This window comes from Hymenobacter baengnokdamensis (assembly GCF_008728635.1).
Classification (GTDB): Bacteria; Bacteroidota; Bacteroidia; order Cytophagales; family Hymenobacteraceae; genus Hymenobacter; species Hymenobacter baengnokdamensis.
In genome coordinates this window covers 18396-35396 of sequence record NZ_CP044285.1, presented here as the reverse complement: position 1 = coordinate 35396, position 17001 = coordinate 18396, and the positions used below count along the sequence as shown (strand labels likewise).

General features: G+C 60.0%; 14 protein-coding genes. 9 read left to right on the top strand and 5 right to left on the bottom strand.

Annotation, left to right across the window (positions count from 1 at the left end; translation table 11 throughout):
* The first annotated feature begins 123 nt into the window (after positions 1–123).
* From apaG to F6X24_RS00120, 3 genes are read left to right on the top strand one after another with little or no spacing between them, the layout of a single operon-like run.
* A complete protein-coding gene (gene apaG / locus F6X24_RS00130; RefSeq protein WP_151085701.1) occupies positions 124–510 on the top strand; it encodes a Co2+/Mg2+ efflux protein ApaG in 387 nt (128 codons plus the stop codon).
* Positions 511–532: 22 nt separating this feature from the next.
* A complete protein-coding gene (locus F6X24_RS00125) occupies positions 533–1321 on the top strand; it encodes an O-methyltransferase (protein WP_151085700.1) in 789 nt (262 codons plus the stop codon).
* Between the two features lie 48 nt (positions 1322–1369).
* Entirely contained in the window at positions 1370–1771 is a 402-nt protein-coding gene (locus tag F6X24_RS00120) for a hypothetical protein (protein ID WP_151085699.1), read from the top strand.
* 8 nt (positions 1772–1779) lie between these two features.
* Here F6X24_RS00120 and kdsA read toward each other — a convergent pair whose 3' ends face one another.
* Both kdsA and F6X24_RS00110 read right to left on the bottom strand, forming a co-directional pair.
* Positions 1780–2640, bottom strand: coding sequence for a 3-deoxy-8-phosphooctulonate synthase (gene kdsA / locus F6X24_RS00115; protein ID WP_151085698.1), 861 nt, complete (start codon positions 2638–2640; stop codon positions 1780–1782).
* A gap of 146 nt (positions 2641–2786) precedes the next feature.
* Complete coding sequence (locus F6X24_RS00110; protein ID WP_151085697.1) at positions 2787–3398, bottom strand: methyltransferase; 612 nt, start codon at positions 3396–3398, stop codon at positions 2787–2789.
* A 133-nt stretch (positions 3399–3531) separates the two neighbouring features.
* Between F6X24_RS00110 and F6X24_RS00105 the strand changes: the two genes are divergently transcribed.
* From F6X24_RS00105 to F6X24_RS00080, 6 genes are all read left to right on the top strand, one after another.
* Positions 3532–4485, top strand: a complete 954-nt coding sequence (locus F6X24_RS00105) for a hypothetical protein (RefSeq protein WP_151085696.1) — start codon at positions 3532–3534, stop codon at positions 4483–4485.
* Between the two features lie 97 nt (positions 4486–4582).
* Complete coding sequence (locus tag F6X24_RS00100) at positions 4583–5314, top strand: Dph6-related ATP pyrophosphatase (protein ID WP_229725241.1); 732 nt, start codon at positions 4583–4585, stop codon at positions 5312–5314.
* 96 nt (positions 5315–5410) lie between these two features.
* Positions 5411–8452 carry a glycoside hydrolase family 3 N-terminal domain-containing protein gene (locus tag F6X24_RS00095; RefSeq protein ID WP_151085695.1) on the top strand — a complete coding sequence of 1014 codons (3042 nt, stop codon included), beginning with the start codon at positions 5411–5413 and terminating at the stop codon, positions 8450–8452.
* An 85-nt stretch (positions 8453–8537) separates the two neighbouring features.
* Positions 8538–10157 carry a 3-(methylthio)propionyl-CoA ligase gene (locus F6X24_RS00090; RefSeq protein WP_229725240.1) on the top strand — a complete coding sequence of 540 codons (1620 nt, stop codon included), beginning with the start codon at positions 8538–8540 and terminating at the stop codon, positions 10155–10157.
* A 314-nt stretch (positions 10158–10471) separates the two neighbouring features.
* Positions 10472–10600, top strand: coding sequence for an isoaspartyl peptidase/L-asparaginase (locus F6X24_RS00085; RefSeq protein WP_151085693.1), 129 nt, complete (start codon positions 10472–10474; stop codon positions 10598–10600).
* 74 nt (positions 10601–10674) lie between these two features.
* Positions 10675–11532, top strand: coding sequence for a cyanophycinase (locus tag F6X24_RS00080; protein WP_151085692.1), 858 nt, complete (start codon positions 10675–10677; stop codon positions 11530–11532).
* 212 nt (positions 11533–11744) lie between these two features.
* Here F6X24_RS00080 and F6X24_RS00075 read toward each other — a convergent pair whose 3' ends face one another.
* From F6X24_RS00075 to F6X24_RS00065, 3 genes are all read right to left on the bottom strand, one after another.
* Positions 11745–13058 (bottom strand): cryptochrome/photolyase family protein, encoded by a 1314-nt coding sequence (locus F6X24_RS00075; protein ID WP_151085691.1) that lies wholly within the window; start codon positions 13056–13058, stop codon positions 11745–11747.
* Between the two features lie 175 nt (positions 13059–13233).
* Positions 13234–16227: a glycosyltransferase family 117 protein gene (locus F6X24_RS00070; RefSeq protein ID WP_151085690.1), complete on the bottom strand. Its 2994-nt coding sequence runs from the start codon at positions 16225–16227 to the stop codon at positions 13234–13236.
* Between the two features lie 282 nt (positions 16228–16509).
* A complete protein-coding gene (locus F6X24_RS00065; RefSeq protein WP_151085689.1) occupies positions 16510–16908 on the bottom strand; it encodes a T9SS type A sorting domain-containing protein in 399 nt (132 codons plus the stop codon).
* Positions 16909–17001 lie beyond the last annotated feature (93 nt).

Genomic DNA, 17001 nt, shown 5'->3' with positions numbered 1-17001 from the left:
AACGAGAAAGAAAAAGAAGGCGTATAGAGGCGAAATTAAACTATTGGCTTGGGCGTTGAGCCTCTAAACCTACCTTTCGGAGATGCTGTTACCCTAAGCAGCGTAATTTCGCCGGTCGCCGCTATGCCAACTACCACTACGCAGGGCGTAACCGTAACGGTTACGACCAACTACCTACCCGATTATTCCAGTCCCGCGCAGGAGCACTATGTCTTTGCTTATCGTATTGATATTCGGAACAATAGCGAATACACTGTAAAGCTGTTGCGCCGCCACTGGTATATTTCTGATGTGGGAGCCAGCATGCGCGAAGTAGAGGGCGAGGGCGTGGTAGGCCGCACGCCGGTGCTGGAGCCCGGCGAGGCGCACCAGTACGTGAGCGGCTGCAACCTCAAGTCGGGCCTGGGCAAGATGCGCGGCACCTACTTGATGGAGCGTCTGGCCAATGGCGAGCATTTCGAGGTCAACATCCCGGAATTCAACCTGATTGTGCCCTTTCGGATGAACTGACTTTTTGCTATAGAGCTACAAGTTGCACCAACTCTTCTCCTTTCTCCGCCACTGGCTGCTGCGTTCGGGCAATGCCCACGGGCTGCATTCGCCGTTTGTGTTTGGGCTCTACACCACGGTTATTCGCCACACGGGTGAGTTTGCCGCCTTTCCGCGCATCGAAAAGCGCCGGCATGAGCTGCTGGCCAGCGAGCAGGTGCTGGAGGTAACTGACTTCGGCGCGGGCTCGCAGGTGGCCGGGGCCGGCGGCCGCCGGCGCCCGGTGCGCGACATAGCCCGCCACGCGGCCAAGCCCCGGCGCCTGGCGCAGCTGCTGTTTCGGCTGGTCAATCATTTCCAGCCCGCTACTATTCTGGAGCTGGGTACCTCGCTGGGCCTCACCACGGCCTACCTGGCGCTGGCCGACTCGCGCAGTCAGGTTATCACCTTTGAGGGCTGCCCCAATACGGCTACTGTAGCGCGCGAAACATTCAAAAAACTTAATATTAAAAATGCGCATCTGGTTGAAGGTAACCTCGACCAGACGCTGCCCGCCACCTTAGCCGCGCTATCCCAGCCGCTCGATTTCGTGTTCTTCGACGGCAACCACCGCTACGAGCCCACACTACGCTACTTCGAGCAGTGCCTAGCTAAAGCGCACGAAAACAGCGTATTTGTGCTGGACGATATTCATTGGTCGGCCGAGATGGAGCGGGCCTGGGAAGCCATTAAGGCGCATCCTTCCGTGACTATTACCGTCGATTTATTTTACGTAGGGTTGGTATTCTTTCGTAAAAAGCAGCCCCGGCAAGATTTCTGGCTGCGGTATTAGCTGCTGTTGCCCGTTAACTTCGTCACCTCTCTTAACGACCTATTTGCTATGCCAACTGCTGACCAGCGCCTTGACCAATTAGAGCCTGTTATTAGCGAAATGCTGGCCCGCCAGGATGAAACGGCCGCTAAAGTGGAGCGTGTGTCGGCCCAGGTGCGCCAACTCACGTTTACTGTCACTAATGCCCTTACTGCACAGAGCAATACGATTGAATTCCTACTCAATAAAACTACCAAGCTAGAGCGGGACCAAGGCGAGTTACGCCAGGAAATGAACCAGCGCTTTGAGGAAGTTGAACAACGCTTTAACCAAGTTGAACAACGCTTCAACCAAGTTGAACAACGCTTCAACCAGGTCGAGCAGCATCTTGATAAGTTCGAACAGCGTTTCGATAAGTTCGAACAACGCTTCGACCAGCTTTTCGATTATATCAAAGTAAAGCTGAAATAAAGGTTTGCCTACGCATTCAACCCCTGTGGGTCGAGGTCGCCGCTGGGCCGCACGGCTTCGCGCACGCGGGTGAGGCGCTGGAGCAGCGCTTCGAGCTGGTCGAGGGGCAGCATATTGGCGCCGTCGGAGAGGGCGGTGGCAGGCGTGGGGTGCGTTTCGATAAAGAGGCCGTCGGCCCCCACGGCAATGGCCGCCTTGGCAATAGTTTCGATAAGGGCAGGCTGGCCGCCCGTAACACCGCTGGCCTGGTTGGGCTGCTGCAAGGAGTGCGTCACGTCCATCACCACGGGCACGCCGAAGCTGCGCATGGTAGGCAGGTTGCGGAAATCAACAACCAGGTCGCTGTAGCCGAACGAGTTGCCGCGGTCGGTAAGGATGACGTGGGGGTTGCCGGCCCCCTGCACTTTGTCCATTGCCCAGCGCATGGCCTCGCCGTTCAGGAATTGCCCCTTTTTGATATTCACCACCTTACCGGTGTTGGCGGCGGCCACGAGCAGGTCGGTCTGCCGGCAGAGGAAAGCCGGAATCTGAAGCACATCTACGTACTCAGCGGCCAGCGCGGCCTCTGCCGACTCGTGGATATCAGTTACGGTGGGCACGCCGATTTCACGCCCTACTTTTTGCAGAATACGCAGGGCCGTCTCATCGCCGATGCCGGTAAAGGAATCGAGCCGCGAGCGGTTGGCCTTCCGGTATGAGCCTTTGAATATATAGGGTATTTGTAATTTATCGGTGATGTGCTTGATGCGCTCGGCAATTCGCAGGGCCATGTCCTCTCCTTCGATGACGCAGGGACCGGCCATCAGAAAAAACTGACCCGAGTTGGTGTTGCGGAAGTGGGGCAGGGCGCGGGCAAGGGAGGTGAGCATCGGTTAATATAATGTGGAGAATGTGGGAGATGTGGAGAATGTGGGAGATGTGGAAAATTTGAAAATAGGAGAAATTTGAGGGCGAGACGGATATAAGAATTTAATAATTTCGCACATTTCGCACATTTCGCACATCTCTCACATTTTTACATTTTCCGCAGGCAAATAAACAGCTCGCGGCCGGCGCGGGCGGGCAGCGAGTTATACGCCGTCTCGAAGTGAATAAACTCGAAATACGGCTTGAAATAGGCGGCATATTCGGCGCGGCTACCCCCAAACGGCGGCTCGGCAGCATTCGGAAAATCAGTGTCGAATAAGAGCCCGGCCAGCTTACCGCCCGGCCGCAGCAGGGCGGCGCACTGCCGCGCATAGGCTGGCCGCAGGGTTGGGTTCAGGGCGCAGAAAAACGTTTGCTCGATAATAAGGTCGAATTTGTCGGCGGGGTCGAGGGCGAAGAAATCGGCTTGCCAGAGGTTTTCTTTCGGAAAATCGGGTACGCGGGCGGCCAGCGCGGCCAGCGGCTCGGGGGCAAAATCGGCCACGACAACGTGACGAAAACCCAGGCGGTGTAGGTACTCGGCCTCATAGGCGCGGCCCGCCCCAGGGATAAGGATGCGCGGCTGCTGATTTACAGCGAGTTGGTCGAAATAGGCTCGCAGCGGCGGCGTAGCATGGCGGGCATCCCAGCCATCGCGGCCAGCAGTAGTGTAGCGGGCCTGCCAATAGGCCGCGTCGAAGGCCGGGAAAACTGTTTGCATGAGAGCCTAGTATAAAGAAGGCCGGAGCCAACTGGAAATTTCGCCTATTTTTACCCGCCACAAAGGTAGGTAGCGGCCCGGCGGGCATTGGCTGCCAACCTTTTTTCTGCCACTTTACCCCCAGCCCCCCTCTATGGAGCCACAACAGGAATATCCCGAACCCCGCCAGAACAATAGCCGCGCTCTCCTGTGGGTGGCGCTCGTCCTCGTGCTGCTAGGTATCAATGGGGTATTATTTTACCTGAATTCGCAGAAAAAAACAGAGAATGAGCAGCTTACTACCCAGGTGCAAGCCAAAGACACCAAGCTGCAAGCCCAAATAAAAGAATACGAAGACCTGAAAGCCAGCTACGAGCGCCAGAGCCAGGACCTGCAAAAGCTGGGCCTCAGCAACGACTCGCTCGAAGCCCGTATCTCTGGCATTAATGCCGACTTGCTGCGGCTGCGCTCGTTTAAGGCCGGGTCGTTCTCACTGGCTGAGCAGCAGCGTTTTAAGCAGCGGGCGCTCAGCCTGGAAAGCCAGCTTAAGAAAAAAGACGACCAGATTGCCGACCTGCGCAAGTCGAACGAAAATCTGTATACCGAAACCACTACTCTTAAAGAGCGGCAAAATAAGCTCACCGATACCATCAGCACCATTGCAAAAACCAACCGTGACCTGAGCGATAAAGTGACGGTAGCCTCGCGCCTGCAAGCCGATAATATTCACGTAAGCGTGCTGAATAAGAAGGACAAGGAGAAAGACGACGACAAGGAGGAGTTTAAGGCCAAGCGCGTAGACCGCGTGAAAGTGGCCTTCACGCTGGCCCGCAACGATGTGTCGCCGAAGGAGACGAAAACCATCTACCTGCGTATTCTGGAGCCCGATGGCGCGGCCTTGTACAACCTGAGCACCGGCGGCGGCACTTTCACGGTAGATGGCCAGGAGGCGTTCTACACCATGAAGCAGGACGTGGTATTCGACAACTCGAAGCAGGCGCTGAACTTTGTGTATGCCAAGGGTGGTGAGTACAAAATCGGCCAGCATACCGTAGAGCTGTACGAAGGTGGTGCCCTGATGGGAAAGGCTACGTTTACGCTGAAATAGCCCTGAATAGCTGCGTGCCAAGCGCTTAAAGAGCACATCAGGCTGCGCGCGGCAGCCAGATGTGCTCTTTTCAGATACCTCTAAAAAGCAGCTGCTCATGCCCGAAAAAGCCCTGATGAGCTGGAGCGGCGGTAAGGATTCGGCGCTTGCGCTGTATTACGCGCTCCAAAATCCAGCGTATACCGTAGCGCACCTGCTCACGAGCGTTAATGCCCACTACGAGCGCATTTCGATGCACGGCGTGAGGGTAGCCCTGCTCGAAGCGCAGGCCCGGCGCATTGGCCTGCCGCTTACGCAACTGCGGCTGCCCGAAATGCCCTCGATGGAAGAGTACGAGCATGCGCTGCTGGCTACACTCGGCGGCTTGCGGGCGCAGGGCGTGGCGGCAGCGATTTATGGCGATATCTTCTTGGAAGACCTGCGGGCCTACCGTGAGCAGCAGCTGGCGCAGGTGCCGCTGCGGGGCGAGTTTCCGCTGTGGCAGCGGGCCGGGGCCGACTTGCTGCGCGAGTTTATTGACCGGGGATTTCGAGCGATAATCGTTTGTGTGAACGAGCGCTGGCTCGATGCCAGCTTTTGCGGGCGGCTGCTAGACCACAATTTTCTGCGCGACCTGCCGCCCGGAGTAGACCCCTGCGGGGAAAACGGCGAGTACCACAGCTTTGTATTCGATGCCCCGTATTTCAGCTCGCCGGTGCCTTTTGAGAAAGGAGCGCTGGTGCGCCGCACCTACGCGCCGGTAGCTGGCACTGCGGAGCGCGAGCCCGATGACCCCTTTGCCACAGGTTTCTGGTACTGCGACCTGCTGCCGACGGAAACTGCAGAGTAAGCGTTGGCTCGTCGGTAAAAAACAAGGCGCGGCCAGCTGGAGCTTGCCCTGTAATTAATTCCGACTTTTGCAGCTTCATTCCTTGCTGCTATTCGCTTGTCTTTCAAAAAATACTTCCTGTTTTTGCTGTTGCTGGCCGGCCCGCTGGCGGTGTTGGCCCAGCACCACCCGGCGGCCCGGCATCCTGCCGGAAAAGCAACTGCTGCTGCCCCCAAAGTTGCTTTCGGTGGGAAGCAGCCCGCTTTTTTGCGCTACCTGCACTCGGCCTGGGTCGATAGCCTGATGCGCACGCTGACGCCCCGGCAGCGGGTGGCGCAGCTGTTTATGGTGGCAGCGTATTCTAATAAGCCCGCCATCTACCAAGATTCGATTTCGACGCTGATAAAGCAGTATGGCATTGGCGGCCTGATATATTTTCAGGGCGGCCCGGTGCGGCAGACACGCCTGCTCAACCGCTTCCAGGGCCAGAGCCAGGTACCGCTGCTCGTGGCCATGGATGGCGAATGGGGCGCGGGCATGCGCCTGGACAGCGTGCTGAAGTTCCCGTATCAGATGAGCCTGGGCGCGGTGCCGCAGGCCGACTCGATGCTCATCTATGACATGGGCCGCGAGGTGGCGCGGCAGTTTAAGCGCCTGGGTATGCAGGTGAATTTTGCGCCCGTGGTCGACGTCAATAACAACCCGAACAACCCCGTTATCGGCTTCCGCTCGTGGGGCGAAAACCCGGCCGCGGTAGCCCGGCTTAGCCGCCTGTATATGAGAGGCATGCAGGATGCTGGCGTGCTGGCCGTAGCCAAGCACTTTCCCGGCCACGGCGACGTGGATGCCGACTCGCACCTGGCCCTGCCGCTGGTGCGCGTAGACCGGGGCCGGCTCGACTCGCTCGAGCTGCCACCCTTCAGAAGCATGATTGCCAACGGTATCGGGGGCATGATGGTGGCCCACCTCGACGTGCCGGCCCTCGATACCGTGCGCGGCCCCAGCACCTTATCCAAGCGCATCGTAACGGGCCTGCTGCGCGAGCAGATGGGCTTCCGGGGCGTAATTTTTACGGATGCGATGAATATGCAGGGCGTCATCAAAAAAACGCCCACCGGGGAGGCGGAGGTGCGAGCGCTGCTGGCCGGCAACGACGTGCTGGAATTCAGCAAAAACGTGCCCGTGGCCCTGAAAGCCGTGCTGGCCGCCGTAGATAGCGGGCGCATCTCGCAGGCCCGCATCGACGAAAGCTGCCGCCGCGTGCTGGCGCTCAAGCAGTGGGCGGGCCTGCGCCGCGCCCGGCCCGTTGCCGAGCAAAATCTGTTTGCCGACCTCAACCCGCCGCACGCCCGCTACCTAACCCATCGCCTCACCGAGCACAGCCTCACGCTGCTGCGCAACCAGGGTAACGTGCTGCCCTTGCAGCGCCTCGATACCCTGCGCATCGCCACGCTCGTGCTGGGCGGCAGCCCCGCCGATACCACCGATTTTCAGCAGGCCGTGGCCCGCTACGACGCGGCGGCGGCTCACTTCCACCTGCCCGCTGCCCCCACAATGGACGAGCTGATGGATATTCGGGCCCGGCTTTTTACGTACGATGTCGTGCTGGTGGCGCTGCAAGGCCTGGGCCGGCTGCCGGCCACCAATTTTGGCATCGCCCCCGAAGCTAACCTCCTGCTGCGCGAGTTGAGTAAGCCTGGCCAGCGCGTGGTGCTCAGCATCTTCGGCTCGGCCTACGCGGCGGCGAGGGTGCGCGACTTTGACCGGGCCAGCGCCGTGCTGATGGCGTACCAGGAAAGCGCCGAGGCGCAGGAGCTGGCGGCCCAGCTTATTTTTGGCGGCATTGGCGCGCGGGGCCGGCTGCCGGTATCGGTAACCAATAGTCTGCCCGCCGGCTTTGGCCTGCGTACCAAAGCCGGGCTGCGCCTGGCCTATGCCAACCCCGAAGATGCCAGCATGGACAAGAGCCTGGAGGCACGGGTCGATAGCATCATGGCGCAGGCCCTGGCCACCCGTGCCACGCCGGGCAGCCAGGTGCTGATAGCCCGGCGTGGGGTAGTAGTGCTGCAAAAAAGCTATGGCTATCAGGTATATCCTGAAGGCAACGGGGCTACCTCGCTAAGCCCGCGCCACGCTGCCGCTTTGGGTAGCAGTGTTGGCAGCGAGCCTGCTGCGGCAGGGGTGGGCGAAGGCCCGGCCAGCCGGCCGCCGGCCCGGCCCGCCGGCCCCCGGGCTGTGCAGAACAGCGATTATTACGACCTGGCCGAGCTTACCAAAACCCTGGCGGCCACGCCCGCCCTGGTGCTGCTCCAGGAGCAGGGCAAGTTCAGCCCCGATAGTACGCTGGGTCATTTTTTCCCGGGATTGCGCAAGACGGATAAGGCCGGCCTGAAAATGCGCGACGTGCTAAGCCAGCGCGCCGGGCTGCCCGCTACGCTGCCCTTGTGGTCCGCTCTGGCCAAGCCCGATGGCACCTTATCGCAGCGTTGGTTCCGGCCCGATTCGTCGGCGCGGTTTCCGCTGCCGGTGGCCCGTGGGCTGTGGGGCCGCCGGCAGCTGCCGGCCTATATACAGCAGCAAATCGGGGCTGCGCCGCTCACGGCCAGGGCGAGCCAGGTAGCGTCAGATTTACCTTTTTACCTCTATCCGGAGCTGGTGCGCCGACGCGCGGGCACGACCCTGGAAATGTACATAGAAAACTCACTATATAAACAGCTAGGCTCCGGCCTGCATTATCAGCCGCTGCACCACGCGGTGGCGAGCCGCATAGCGCCAACTGCCTACGACTCGCTGTTTCGGCGCCAGCTGCTACGCGGCTACGTAGAAGATGCAGGGGCGGCGCTGCTGGGCGGCGTGTCGGGCCACGCGGGCCTTTTTGGCTCGGCCAACGACGTGGCGCAGCTGGTGCAGGCCTATGCCTGGGGTGGGCGCTACGGCGGCCAGCAACTGCTCAAAAAAGAGCTGCTGGCCGATTACCTCCCGGCGGGCAGCTGGGGGCAGGCGGGCACCACGGGCACGTATTATTGGGTTGACCCGGAAAAAGAGTTGGTGGTAGTAGTGCTTACCAACCGCAGCTATCCAGCGCGCCACAACAAGAAGCTGGAGGAGCTGAATATTGCGGGCCGGATTCAGCAGGCGTCCATCCAGGCCGTGCTGTAGGGGAAGACCGGGAGTGGCTTGTTGGCGGCCGGCTGCTATCTTCCGCCCACCAACTTCCCACTCTGCCCCGAATATGCTCGGACTCATGATGCAAATGCCCCTGCGCATCGCGGGGCTCATCGAACACGCCGCCAAATGGCACGGCGATACCGAAATCGTGTCGCGCCTGCCCGAAGGGGGCCCCTTGCACCGCTACACCTACGCCGCCGCCCACGAGCGGGCCCGGCAGCTGGCCAATGCCCTGACGCGCTTGGGCATCCAAAACGGCGACCGCGTGGGCACGCTGGCCTGGAATACCCACCGGCACTTCGAGCTGTACTATGGCATCTCGGGCATTGCGGCGGTATGCCATACCATCAACCCCCGGCTGTTTTTCGAGCAGCTGGTCTACATCATCAACCACGCCCAGGACCGGCTGCTGTTCTTCGACCTCACGTTTTTGCCGCTGGTCAATAAGCTGGCCCCGCACTGCCCCACGGTCGAGAAATGGATACTCATGACCGGCGACGAGCACCTGCCCGCCGGGTCGGCGCTGCCGGGCCTGGCCAGCTACGAAAGCCTGCTGGCGGCCGAAAGCGCTGACTTTGAGTGGCCATTTTTTGACGAGAATACGGCCTCGTCGCTCTGCTACACCTCCGGCACTACCGACGAGCCCAAGGGCGTGCTGTATTCGCACCGCTCCACGCTGCTGCACTCGTACGCGGCTTCGCTGCCCGACTGCTTCAACTGCGGCGCGCGCGACGTCATTTTGCCCGTCGTGCCCATGTTTCACGTCAATGCCTGGGGCTCGCCCTACCTGGCGGCGCTTAATGGCTGCAAGCTGGTGCTGCCCGGCCCGGCGCTCGACGCCGCCAGCTTGTACGAGCTGTTTGAAAGTGAGAAAGTGACCTTCTCGGCCGGCGTGCCCACCATCTGGTTTGGACTGCTGACGTACATGCGCGAAGGGCACCGCAGGTTTTCCACGCTGCGCAAGATGATAGTAGGCGGGGCCTCGTGCCCACCGGCGCTGCTGCGGGCTTTTGATGAAGAGCTGGGTGTTGAAATCCGCCACGCCTGGGGCATGAGCGAAACCTCACCGCTGGGCACCGTGAGTACCCTCAAGGGCAAGCAGCTCGACTTGCCCGAAGAGGCACAGTTCTTTCTGAAAATCAAGCAGGGGCGCGTTATTTTTGGCGTCGATATGGAAATTGTGGATGGCGAGGGCCAGCCGCTGCCCCACGATGGCGTAGCCTTCGGCGACCTGCTGGTGCGTGGGCCATTTATCGCCAGCGACTACTTCGGCGCGGCAAGTCCCGGCCAGCTTACGGCCAGCGGCTGGTTCCGTACCGGCGACGTAGCTACCATCGACCCCGATGGCTTTATGAATATCACCGACCGCTCGAAGGACGTCATAAAGTCGGGCGGCGAGTGGATTTCCAGCATCGACCTCGAAAACCTGGCCGTGGCGCACCCCGCCATTGCCGAGGCGGCCGTCATTGGCGTGCCGCACCCCAAATGGAGCGAGCGCCCGCTGCTGATAGCCGTGCGCAAACCCGGCCACGATATCAGCGGCGAAGAGCTGCTGGCTTTTCTGGATGGCAAAATAGCCCCCTGGTGGCGACCCGACGCCGTGGAGTTTGTAGCGCAATTGCCCCACACCGCCACCGGGAAATTGTTGAAAACCCAGCTGCGGAAAGACTTTGCGGGCTATGAGCTGAAAGTCTAATGTAACCAATGAGCAACAATGAAAACACTATTTTTTGCGCTGCTGGCGCCGGGCGGCTACGCGCTATACTCCGGCCACTGCCTTGCTGGGTGCCCCAGCGCCCGGCATAAGCGGGCAGATTGCACCCCAAATGCTCGTTCGCCTTCAGCAGAACGTAAGCGGGCTTCAGCCTCAAGTAGTAGCTGCTCTGGCTGGCGCCAATGATATAGCTATAGCGAAAAATACCGACCCATACGACCCGGCAGCTACCAAAAGCCCGCTGGCAGTGGCTGGAAATAGTGTAGCAGGAAGGTGCGCGGGGCGGGCACGATACCGTGGGTGCCGTAGCGCTCGACCAGGCTGGCAACCTGGCCGTTGCCACCAGCACGGGCGGTATTGAGGGCAAGCTAAAAGGCCGCGTGGGCAACGGGGAGCCAGTAGTAGCCATGTGGAAGGAAGAGTAGCGCCGCAGATACCGTATGCCGGACTTCTCCAAAATTTGCGTTCCAGCGACCTTTTTGAAATCTGTCTTTTTATCATGCCTATTACATTTCCTGCTCCCAAAGGCAAGCTGCTCATTATTGGTGGCCATGAGCAGCGCGGGAAAGGCGGCTCCGACAGCGAACAATCGTCGGAATCTATTTTGCAGCGCTTTGTAAAAGAGCTGCACCAGAAGCATACTGTCGTCGTCATTCCCACTGCTTCGGAAATACCCGAAGAGTCGGCGCAGGACTACGTTGATGTGTTTACGGGTTTCGGGGTTAAGCAGGTTGAAGTGCTCAATGTGCAGAGCCGCGAGCAAGCCAATAGCGTGGAAGCGCTCGAAATGCTGGACCGGGCCGATGGCGTGATGTTTACGGGGGGCGACCAGCTGCGGCTCACGTCGCTGCTCGGCGGCACGCTGCTACTTGAGCGCCTTACCGAGCGCTACCTGCGCGAGCCGTTCGTGATAGCGGGCACCAGCGCCGGGGCCGCTGCCATGAGCACACCTATGATTTACCAGGGCCGCAACGATGCCGGCTTTGTGAAAGACGAGATTCACATTACCACCGGCCTGCAGCTGCTGCGCGATGTGGCTATCGACACGCACTTTATTGCTCGGGGCCGCATTGTGCGCATGGCGCAGATTATTGCTACCAATCCGGGCTGCATTGGTCTGGGCCTGGAAGAAGACACGGCCGTGCTCGTTAGCAAAGGCAAAGAGCTGGAGGTAATCGGCAATGGTATTGTGGTAGTGCTTGATGGCCACGAGTGTACTAATAACAATATCGCTGAGATTCAGCCCGGCGAGGTTTTTTCCATCCGCGACCTGCGCCTGCACCTGCTGGCCAAGGGCCAACGCTTTACCCTACCCGGCTTCGCGTCGAGCAAGCCGCCGCTGGAAAAGCCGGAGTAGCAGCTGCTTGGCTGGCCCCGGCTGCCTGCGCATTATTTTGTTAGCTTAGTGCGCCTTGCAAGCCCGTGTGCAGAAGCGTTGTCGCGTTCGTCTGAGCGCCCTTTGAGGCCGGTCCCCGCTCCGAATAGCAGAAGGGAGAGCCAGCCTGCGAGAGCATGTGCCCTGACCGCAAAGCCGCGCTAATACCTTGGGTACTGGTCAGGCAACCAGGGTCATGTGCGGCCCTTGCGAATGGCGTCGAGGGCCCGGCTGCGGCCTGCCTTCAAGTCTACGATGGGGGCGGGATAAGTAGCGGTGCCGTATTCGGGTACCCATTTTTTTATGTAGGCAAAGTCGGGGTCATACTGCTTCTGCTGGCTTTCGGGGCTGTATATCCGAAACCACGGCGCGGCTACGGCGCCGGTGCCGGCCATCCACTGCCAGTTGCCCACGTTGTTACTCATGTCGTAGTCGAGCAGCTTTTCCGAGAAGTAGTGCTCCCCCAGCCGCCAGTCCATAAAAAGATGCTTGACCAGGAAGCCCGCCGCCACAATGCGGGCCCGGTTGTGGAGGTAGCCCGTCTGATTAAGCTGGCGCATACCGGCATCGACCAGGGGCACGCCGGTGCGGCCCTCGCACCAGGCCTGGTACTCGGCCGGGGCGTGGCGATAGGGCAGGTGCCGCATCTTCGGGTCGTAGGCCTCGGTGGCGGTGTAGGGAAAGTGCCAGAGCAGCATCATGAAGAAGTCCCGCCAGATTAGCTCGTTCAGTAGCTTCTTGTTCAAGTGGTTGGCTTCCTGCATGAGCGCCCGGACGCTGACCGTGCCGAAGCGCAGATGCACCGATTGCCGGGTAGTGCCGTGGTCGAGGGCCGGCGTATCGCGGGTTTTGTCGTAGTGCCGCACCACTTCGGCCGGGGGCAGGCTGGCGGGCACGGTGTACTGCTCGTGCCGCTCAAAGCCCAGGTCCCGGAGGGTAGGGCGGCCGGCGTCGCCGCGCCCAGGGCTGGCCAGGTTTTCTTTTTTAAAGAGCCGCGCCGAGGGGTGAGGCTTGAAGTCATGCTCGGGCTTGAGCTGGGCCTGCCAGGTTTTAGCATAGGCTCCAAATACTTTATGCGGCTTGCCATTCTTGGTTAGTACTTCCTCTTTGGCAAAAATCACCTGGTCTTTGAACTGCTGAAAAGCTACGCCGTGCTTTTCGAGCAGCCGGGCCACCGCATTATCGCGCTCCGTGGCATAGGGCTCGTAGTCTTCATTGGTGTAAACGGCGGCCAGGTCGTAGTCGCGCAGCAGCTGCCGGAACACTTCCAGTACCGCGCCATGCCGGACCAGCAGCCCGCCCCCGGCCTCATGGGCCTCATGGGCTAGGCGCGCTACCTGGTCGAAGATGAAGGTGAGGCGGGCGTCGTTCCGGGGTAGCTTGTCCAGAATGGTGCTGTCATAGATAAAGAGGGGCAGCACCGGCTCGTCGCGTTGCAGCGCCGCCGCCAGCCCTGCGTTGTCTTCGAAGCGCAAGTCGCGCCGATGCCAGAAGATAGTGATTTTCATATTGCTCCTTACGTAATACCCACCAGCCAGATACCTGCCAAAGGCGTGTAAAGTTTGCCCTGCTGTCGCCTGGCTTCAGTACCGCTCCGGCACGTTGCTAACCTCCAAAAAGCCCAAAGCCCCGCTGGCACGACGCCAGCGGGGCTTTGGGCTTTTGCGCGTCGCGCTGGTGGGGTTACTGGCTCCGCTCCTGCAGGTAGGGTGCCAGTACTTCGTAGGCTTTTTTAGCGCGGGCCTCGTCGTGCACCTGAGCAGCCGCCTGGTACACGCTCTGCAAGGTAAGCAGGTAGCTGCGCTGAGCGTCGTCGAAGAGCGCCCCGTCGTGGGTCTGGTAGTAGCTCAAGATGTTGATACTACGCTCGGTGAGCTTGTCCAGAATGGCGTTGGCCTTATCCTTTTCGCCCACCGCTACGAGCACCGGCACCAGCTGCGGCGTGTAGTAGTCGAAGGGTACGGCGTTGTCGGGCATCACGTCGAGGCACTTGTTGGCCACTTCCTTGGCCTTGGCCATATCGCCGGCGGCAAGGTAGGAGTTGGCGAGGCGGGCAAACTTATCGCGGTAGTTAGCCGGGAAGCGCAGGTTGTTCTCGTCGTAGAATACGCTGGCGTTGTTCAGGCCCCGGTACTGGAACTTGTGCATCAGCTCGTCGTAGCAGATAGACTTCTCTACGTAGCCCTCGTCGCCGCGGCGGTCGTAGTTGGGGTCGCGCAGCGGCAGCAGGCGGTAGGCCATACCTTCGAGCTGGAAGTAGGGCTGCAGGTTCATGTAGTCGCTCGGGGCTACCGTAGAGCTGAAGTAGATGGGCCGCTTCCAGTTGTTGGTGGCAATCATGTCCAGAATCACCAGGTTTTTCTTTTCGATGGCCTTCTTGCCCATACTCCAGTCGAGGCGGCTCACCAGCTGCTTTTCGCGGTCTTTCGGAATGATACCCAGCTTTTTAACGGCCGCCGTATCCACGTTCAGGAAGAACTTGGGCGTCGGGAAAGTCATGGTCGAGTAGTTGCCGTCAGAGTATTTGAGCAGCGGGCTGCCCTGGCCTACCAGGCTGATAAACTGCTTGAGGTCGAGGCTATCGACGGCCGGATTGGGCGAGAAGGGCAGCATGTCGTTGTTGCCCTGCGCGTAGGTATTGTCGTTCATTGAGATGGGCAGGCCCTGCGAGAGATACGCCCGGCGCTTCATCTGCTGAATGTACCAGTCGGTGTTCAGGTACGAAAGCACGGCCACCCGCACGTCGGTGCGAATGCCTTCGACCTCCTGCGCATACCAGAGCGGGAAGGTATCGTTGTCGCCGTTGGTGAACAGGATGGCATTGGGGGCGCAGCTGTTGAGCAGGTTGCGGGCCGAATCGACCGAGTTATAGCGGCCCGTGCGGTTGTGGTCGTTCCAGCCCTGCGCGAGCAGGATGGTAGGCGAAAGCAAGCCCAGCACGATGGCCACTCCGGCGCGGGCATTGTCGGCTTTGAGGGCTGCTGCGAGCAGCTGGCCGAGGCCAATAACGCCCAGGCCAATCCAGATGGCGTAGGCAAACGTGGCACCGCAGAAGGTATAGTCGCGCTCGCGCGGCTCAATCGGCGGCTGGTTCAAATATACTACAATTGCTATGCCTGTAAAGAGAAACAGCAGGCCCACAACCAGGGCATCATGCCCGCGCCGGCGCAGCTGCACAAACAAGCCTATCAAGCCCAGGATGAGCGGAATGGCGAAGAAATTATTGTGGGCAAAGCTGCCGCCAATGCGCGGCGGCAGGGTGGCGGCGCTCGGGCTGCCGGGCCATACCACGCCCGCCTGCTGAATGTCAGACTCGCGGCCCACGTAGTTCCAGAAGAAATAGCGCCAGAACATGTGCCCAATCTGGTACCGGAACAGGAAGCCCAGGTTCTGGCCCATGGTCGGCTTGGTGCCTTCCTGCAGGTCGGGCACCCATTTCTTATACTCCTGAATATGAGCGGGGTCGTAGCTGTAGAGGCGCGGCAGCAGCATCTTGTCGGCATCGGCGTAGCCGGGCTCCTGGGCGCGGGGCAGAATCTCAACGTACTTGCCATTCTCCCGCTTGTAGCGCGGGGCACCTTCCTCGTAGTGGTCGGGCTGGGCATTAAACTGCGGGCCGTAGAGCAGGGGGCGCGAGCCATACTGCTCGCGCTTGAGGTAGCTCACGAAGCTCAGCACATCCTCGGGGTCGTTTTCGTTGATGGTGGGGTGAAACGACGAGCGGATGGGCACAATCAGGTAAGTAGAGTACCCGATGAGGATGAACACGAAGCACAGCATGGCCGTGTTCAGCAGCTGGCTGCGGCGCTGGTAGGAGAGCCGGAAACCAAACCAAATCAGGCCTACAAACAGCAGCAGGAAAATAATCAGACCCGAATCGAAGGGCAGGCCGATGGTATTGACAAAGAATACCTCGAAGCCGCCGGCCAGCGTAGGCAGGCCCGGAATAATGCCCACCAGCACCGAGCCCACGATAACCAGGCTGACGGCCAGCGTAACGAGACCGCCCACCAGGTTGGGGTTTTTCGTGCGGCGGTAGTAATAGATAAATGCCAGCGCCGGCAGGGCCAGCAGGTTGAGCAAGTGCACGCCAATGCTAAGACCGATAACGTAGGCAATGAGAATGAGCCACTTATCCGAGTCGGCGTCGCGGGCGTGCTCTTCCCACTTCATCATTATCCAGACCACGGCGGCGGTGCAAAGGCTCGACATAGCATACACCTCGCTTTCCTCGGCGTTGAACCAGAACGAGTCGGAAAACGCGAACGAGAGGGCTCCCACAATACCCGCGCCCAGGATAAGCAGGGTCTGGTAGCTGGTGGGCTCGGGCGTTTCGGTTTCGAACTCGCTGCGGGCTACCAGCAGCTTGCGGCCCATGCGGGTGATTATCCAGAACAGGAACAGCACCGTAAAGGCGCTGCTGAGCGCCGATAAGGCATTGACCAGCACCGGCACCCTGGTGGGGTCACCGAAGCTGAATAAGGATATTAGCCGGCCCAGAATGAGGAAGGTGGGGGCGCCCGGCGGGTGAGGTACCAGTAGCTTGTAGGCGCAGGCCGTAAACTCGCCGCAGTCCCAGAAGGGGGCGGTGGGTTCCAGCGTGAGCAGGAAGACGACGGCGGCGATGGCAAATACTACCCAGCCGACCAGGTTGTTTAACCGTTTAAATGAACTCATACGGGGCAAAAGTGGCCGGTCGCCGCCGCCAGAAGCAACAGTTTCCGCTCCAGAGGAAAATTCCGGTATAGCTAATCCGTTGCCAATTGGCAACAAGCCCCCAAAAGTAGGCATTAACGAGTTAGGGGTTGCGTGGGGAAGCTGGAAATTGAAATTTGGCAGCAGGAAGTGAGCCGTAGAAAAGGGCGCTGCGCCTACTGCCTTGCAGTAGGTACAGCGCCCCGGAGTAAGGCAGAGCTACGTTTTAACGCTTCATTCCCGATTCCTCAGGTTGAATTTTAGTTACAGCAGCGTTAGCCGATTGGTGCTCACGGCTTTGTCATTTACGAGTAGCGAGCAGAAATACAGGCCTGCCGGCAGGCCGGCCACATCGAGCGGCAAGCCGATAGAAGCCGTAGCCAGCGGCAGCGGTAGCAGGCGCACCTCACGGCCCAGCACGTTGCTGAGGCGCAGCTTGTACTCGGGCCCGTGCTGAGCCGACAGCTGCACCGTTAGCTGCCCGCGGGCGGGGTTCGGGAAAAAGCTCAAAGACGGCGCCGCCGACTGGAAAGGCACAGTACCCTGCACCACCTGAACCGCGCCAGCCGCTGTGCGCGACCCGTAAACACTGGCCCCGGCTGCGGCCGGCAGCAAGGCCAGTACCGCTAAAAGCAGAGAAACAACAGGAGTAGCAAAGCGCATGGGTGAAGCTGAATAGGACACAGAGCTTAATTGTCAGGCAAGTAAGAGCTGTATCGGTGAGGTACTTGTGAATACAAGCTCCGTGCCGGATTG

Excerpts from the sequence above, each read along its gene's own strand:
- F6X24_RS00075 (WP_151085691.1), bottom strand. The coding sequence starts at position 13,058 with ATGAAAATCACTATCTTCTGGCATCGGCGCGACTTGCGCTTCGAAGAC.
- F6X24_RS00110 (WP_151085697.1), bottom strand. The coding sequence starts at position 3,398 with ATGCAAACAGTTTTCCCGGCCTTCGACGCGGCCTATTGGCAGGCCCGC.
- F6X24_RS00090 (WP_229725240.1), top strand. The coding sequence starts at position 8,538 with ATGATGCAAATGCCCCTGCGCATCGCGGGGCTCATCGAACACGCCGCC.
- apaG (WP_151085701.1), top strand. The coding sequence starts at position 124 with ATGCCAACTACCACTACGCAGGGCGTAACCGTAACGGTTACGACCAAC.
- F6X24_RS00065 (WP_151085689.1), bottom strand. The coding sequence starts at position 16,908 with ATGCGCTTTGCTACTCCTGTTGTTTCTCTGCTTTTAGCGGTACTGGCC.
- F6X24_RS00070 (WP_151085690.1), bottom strand. The coding sequence starts at position 16,227 with ATGAGTTCATTTAAACGGTTAAACAACCTGGTCGGCTGGGTAGTATTT.
- F6X24_RS00120 (WP_151085699.1), top strand. The coding sequence starts at position 1,370 with ATGCCAACTGCTGACCAGCGCCTTGACCAATTAGAGCCTGTTATTAGC.
- F6X24_RS00080 (WP_151085692.1), top strand. The coding sequence starts at position 10,675 with ATGCCTATTACATTTCCTGCTCCCAAAGGCAAGCTGCTCATTATTGGT.
- F6X24_RS00100 (WP_229725241.1), top strand. The coding sequence starts at position 4,583 with ATGCCCGAAAAAGCCCTGATGAGCTGGAGCGGCGGTAAGGATTCGGCG.
- F6X24_RS00105 (WP_151085696.1), top strand. The coding sequence starts at position 3,532 with ATGGAGCCACAACAGGAATATCCCGAACCCCGCCAGAACAATAGCCGC.
- kdsA (WP_151085698.1), bottom strand. The coding sequence starts at position 2,640 with ATGCTCACCTCCCTTGCCCGCGCCCTGCCCCACTTCCGCAACACCAAC.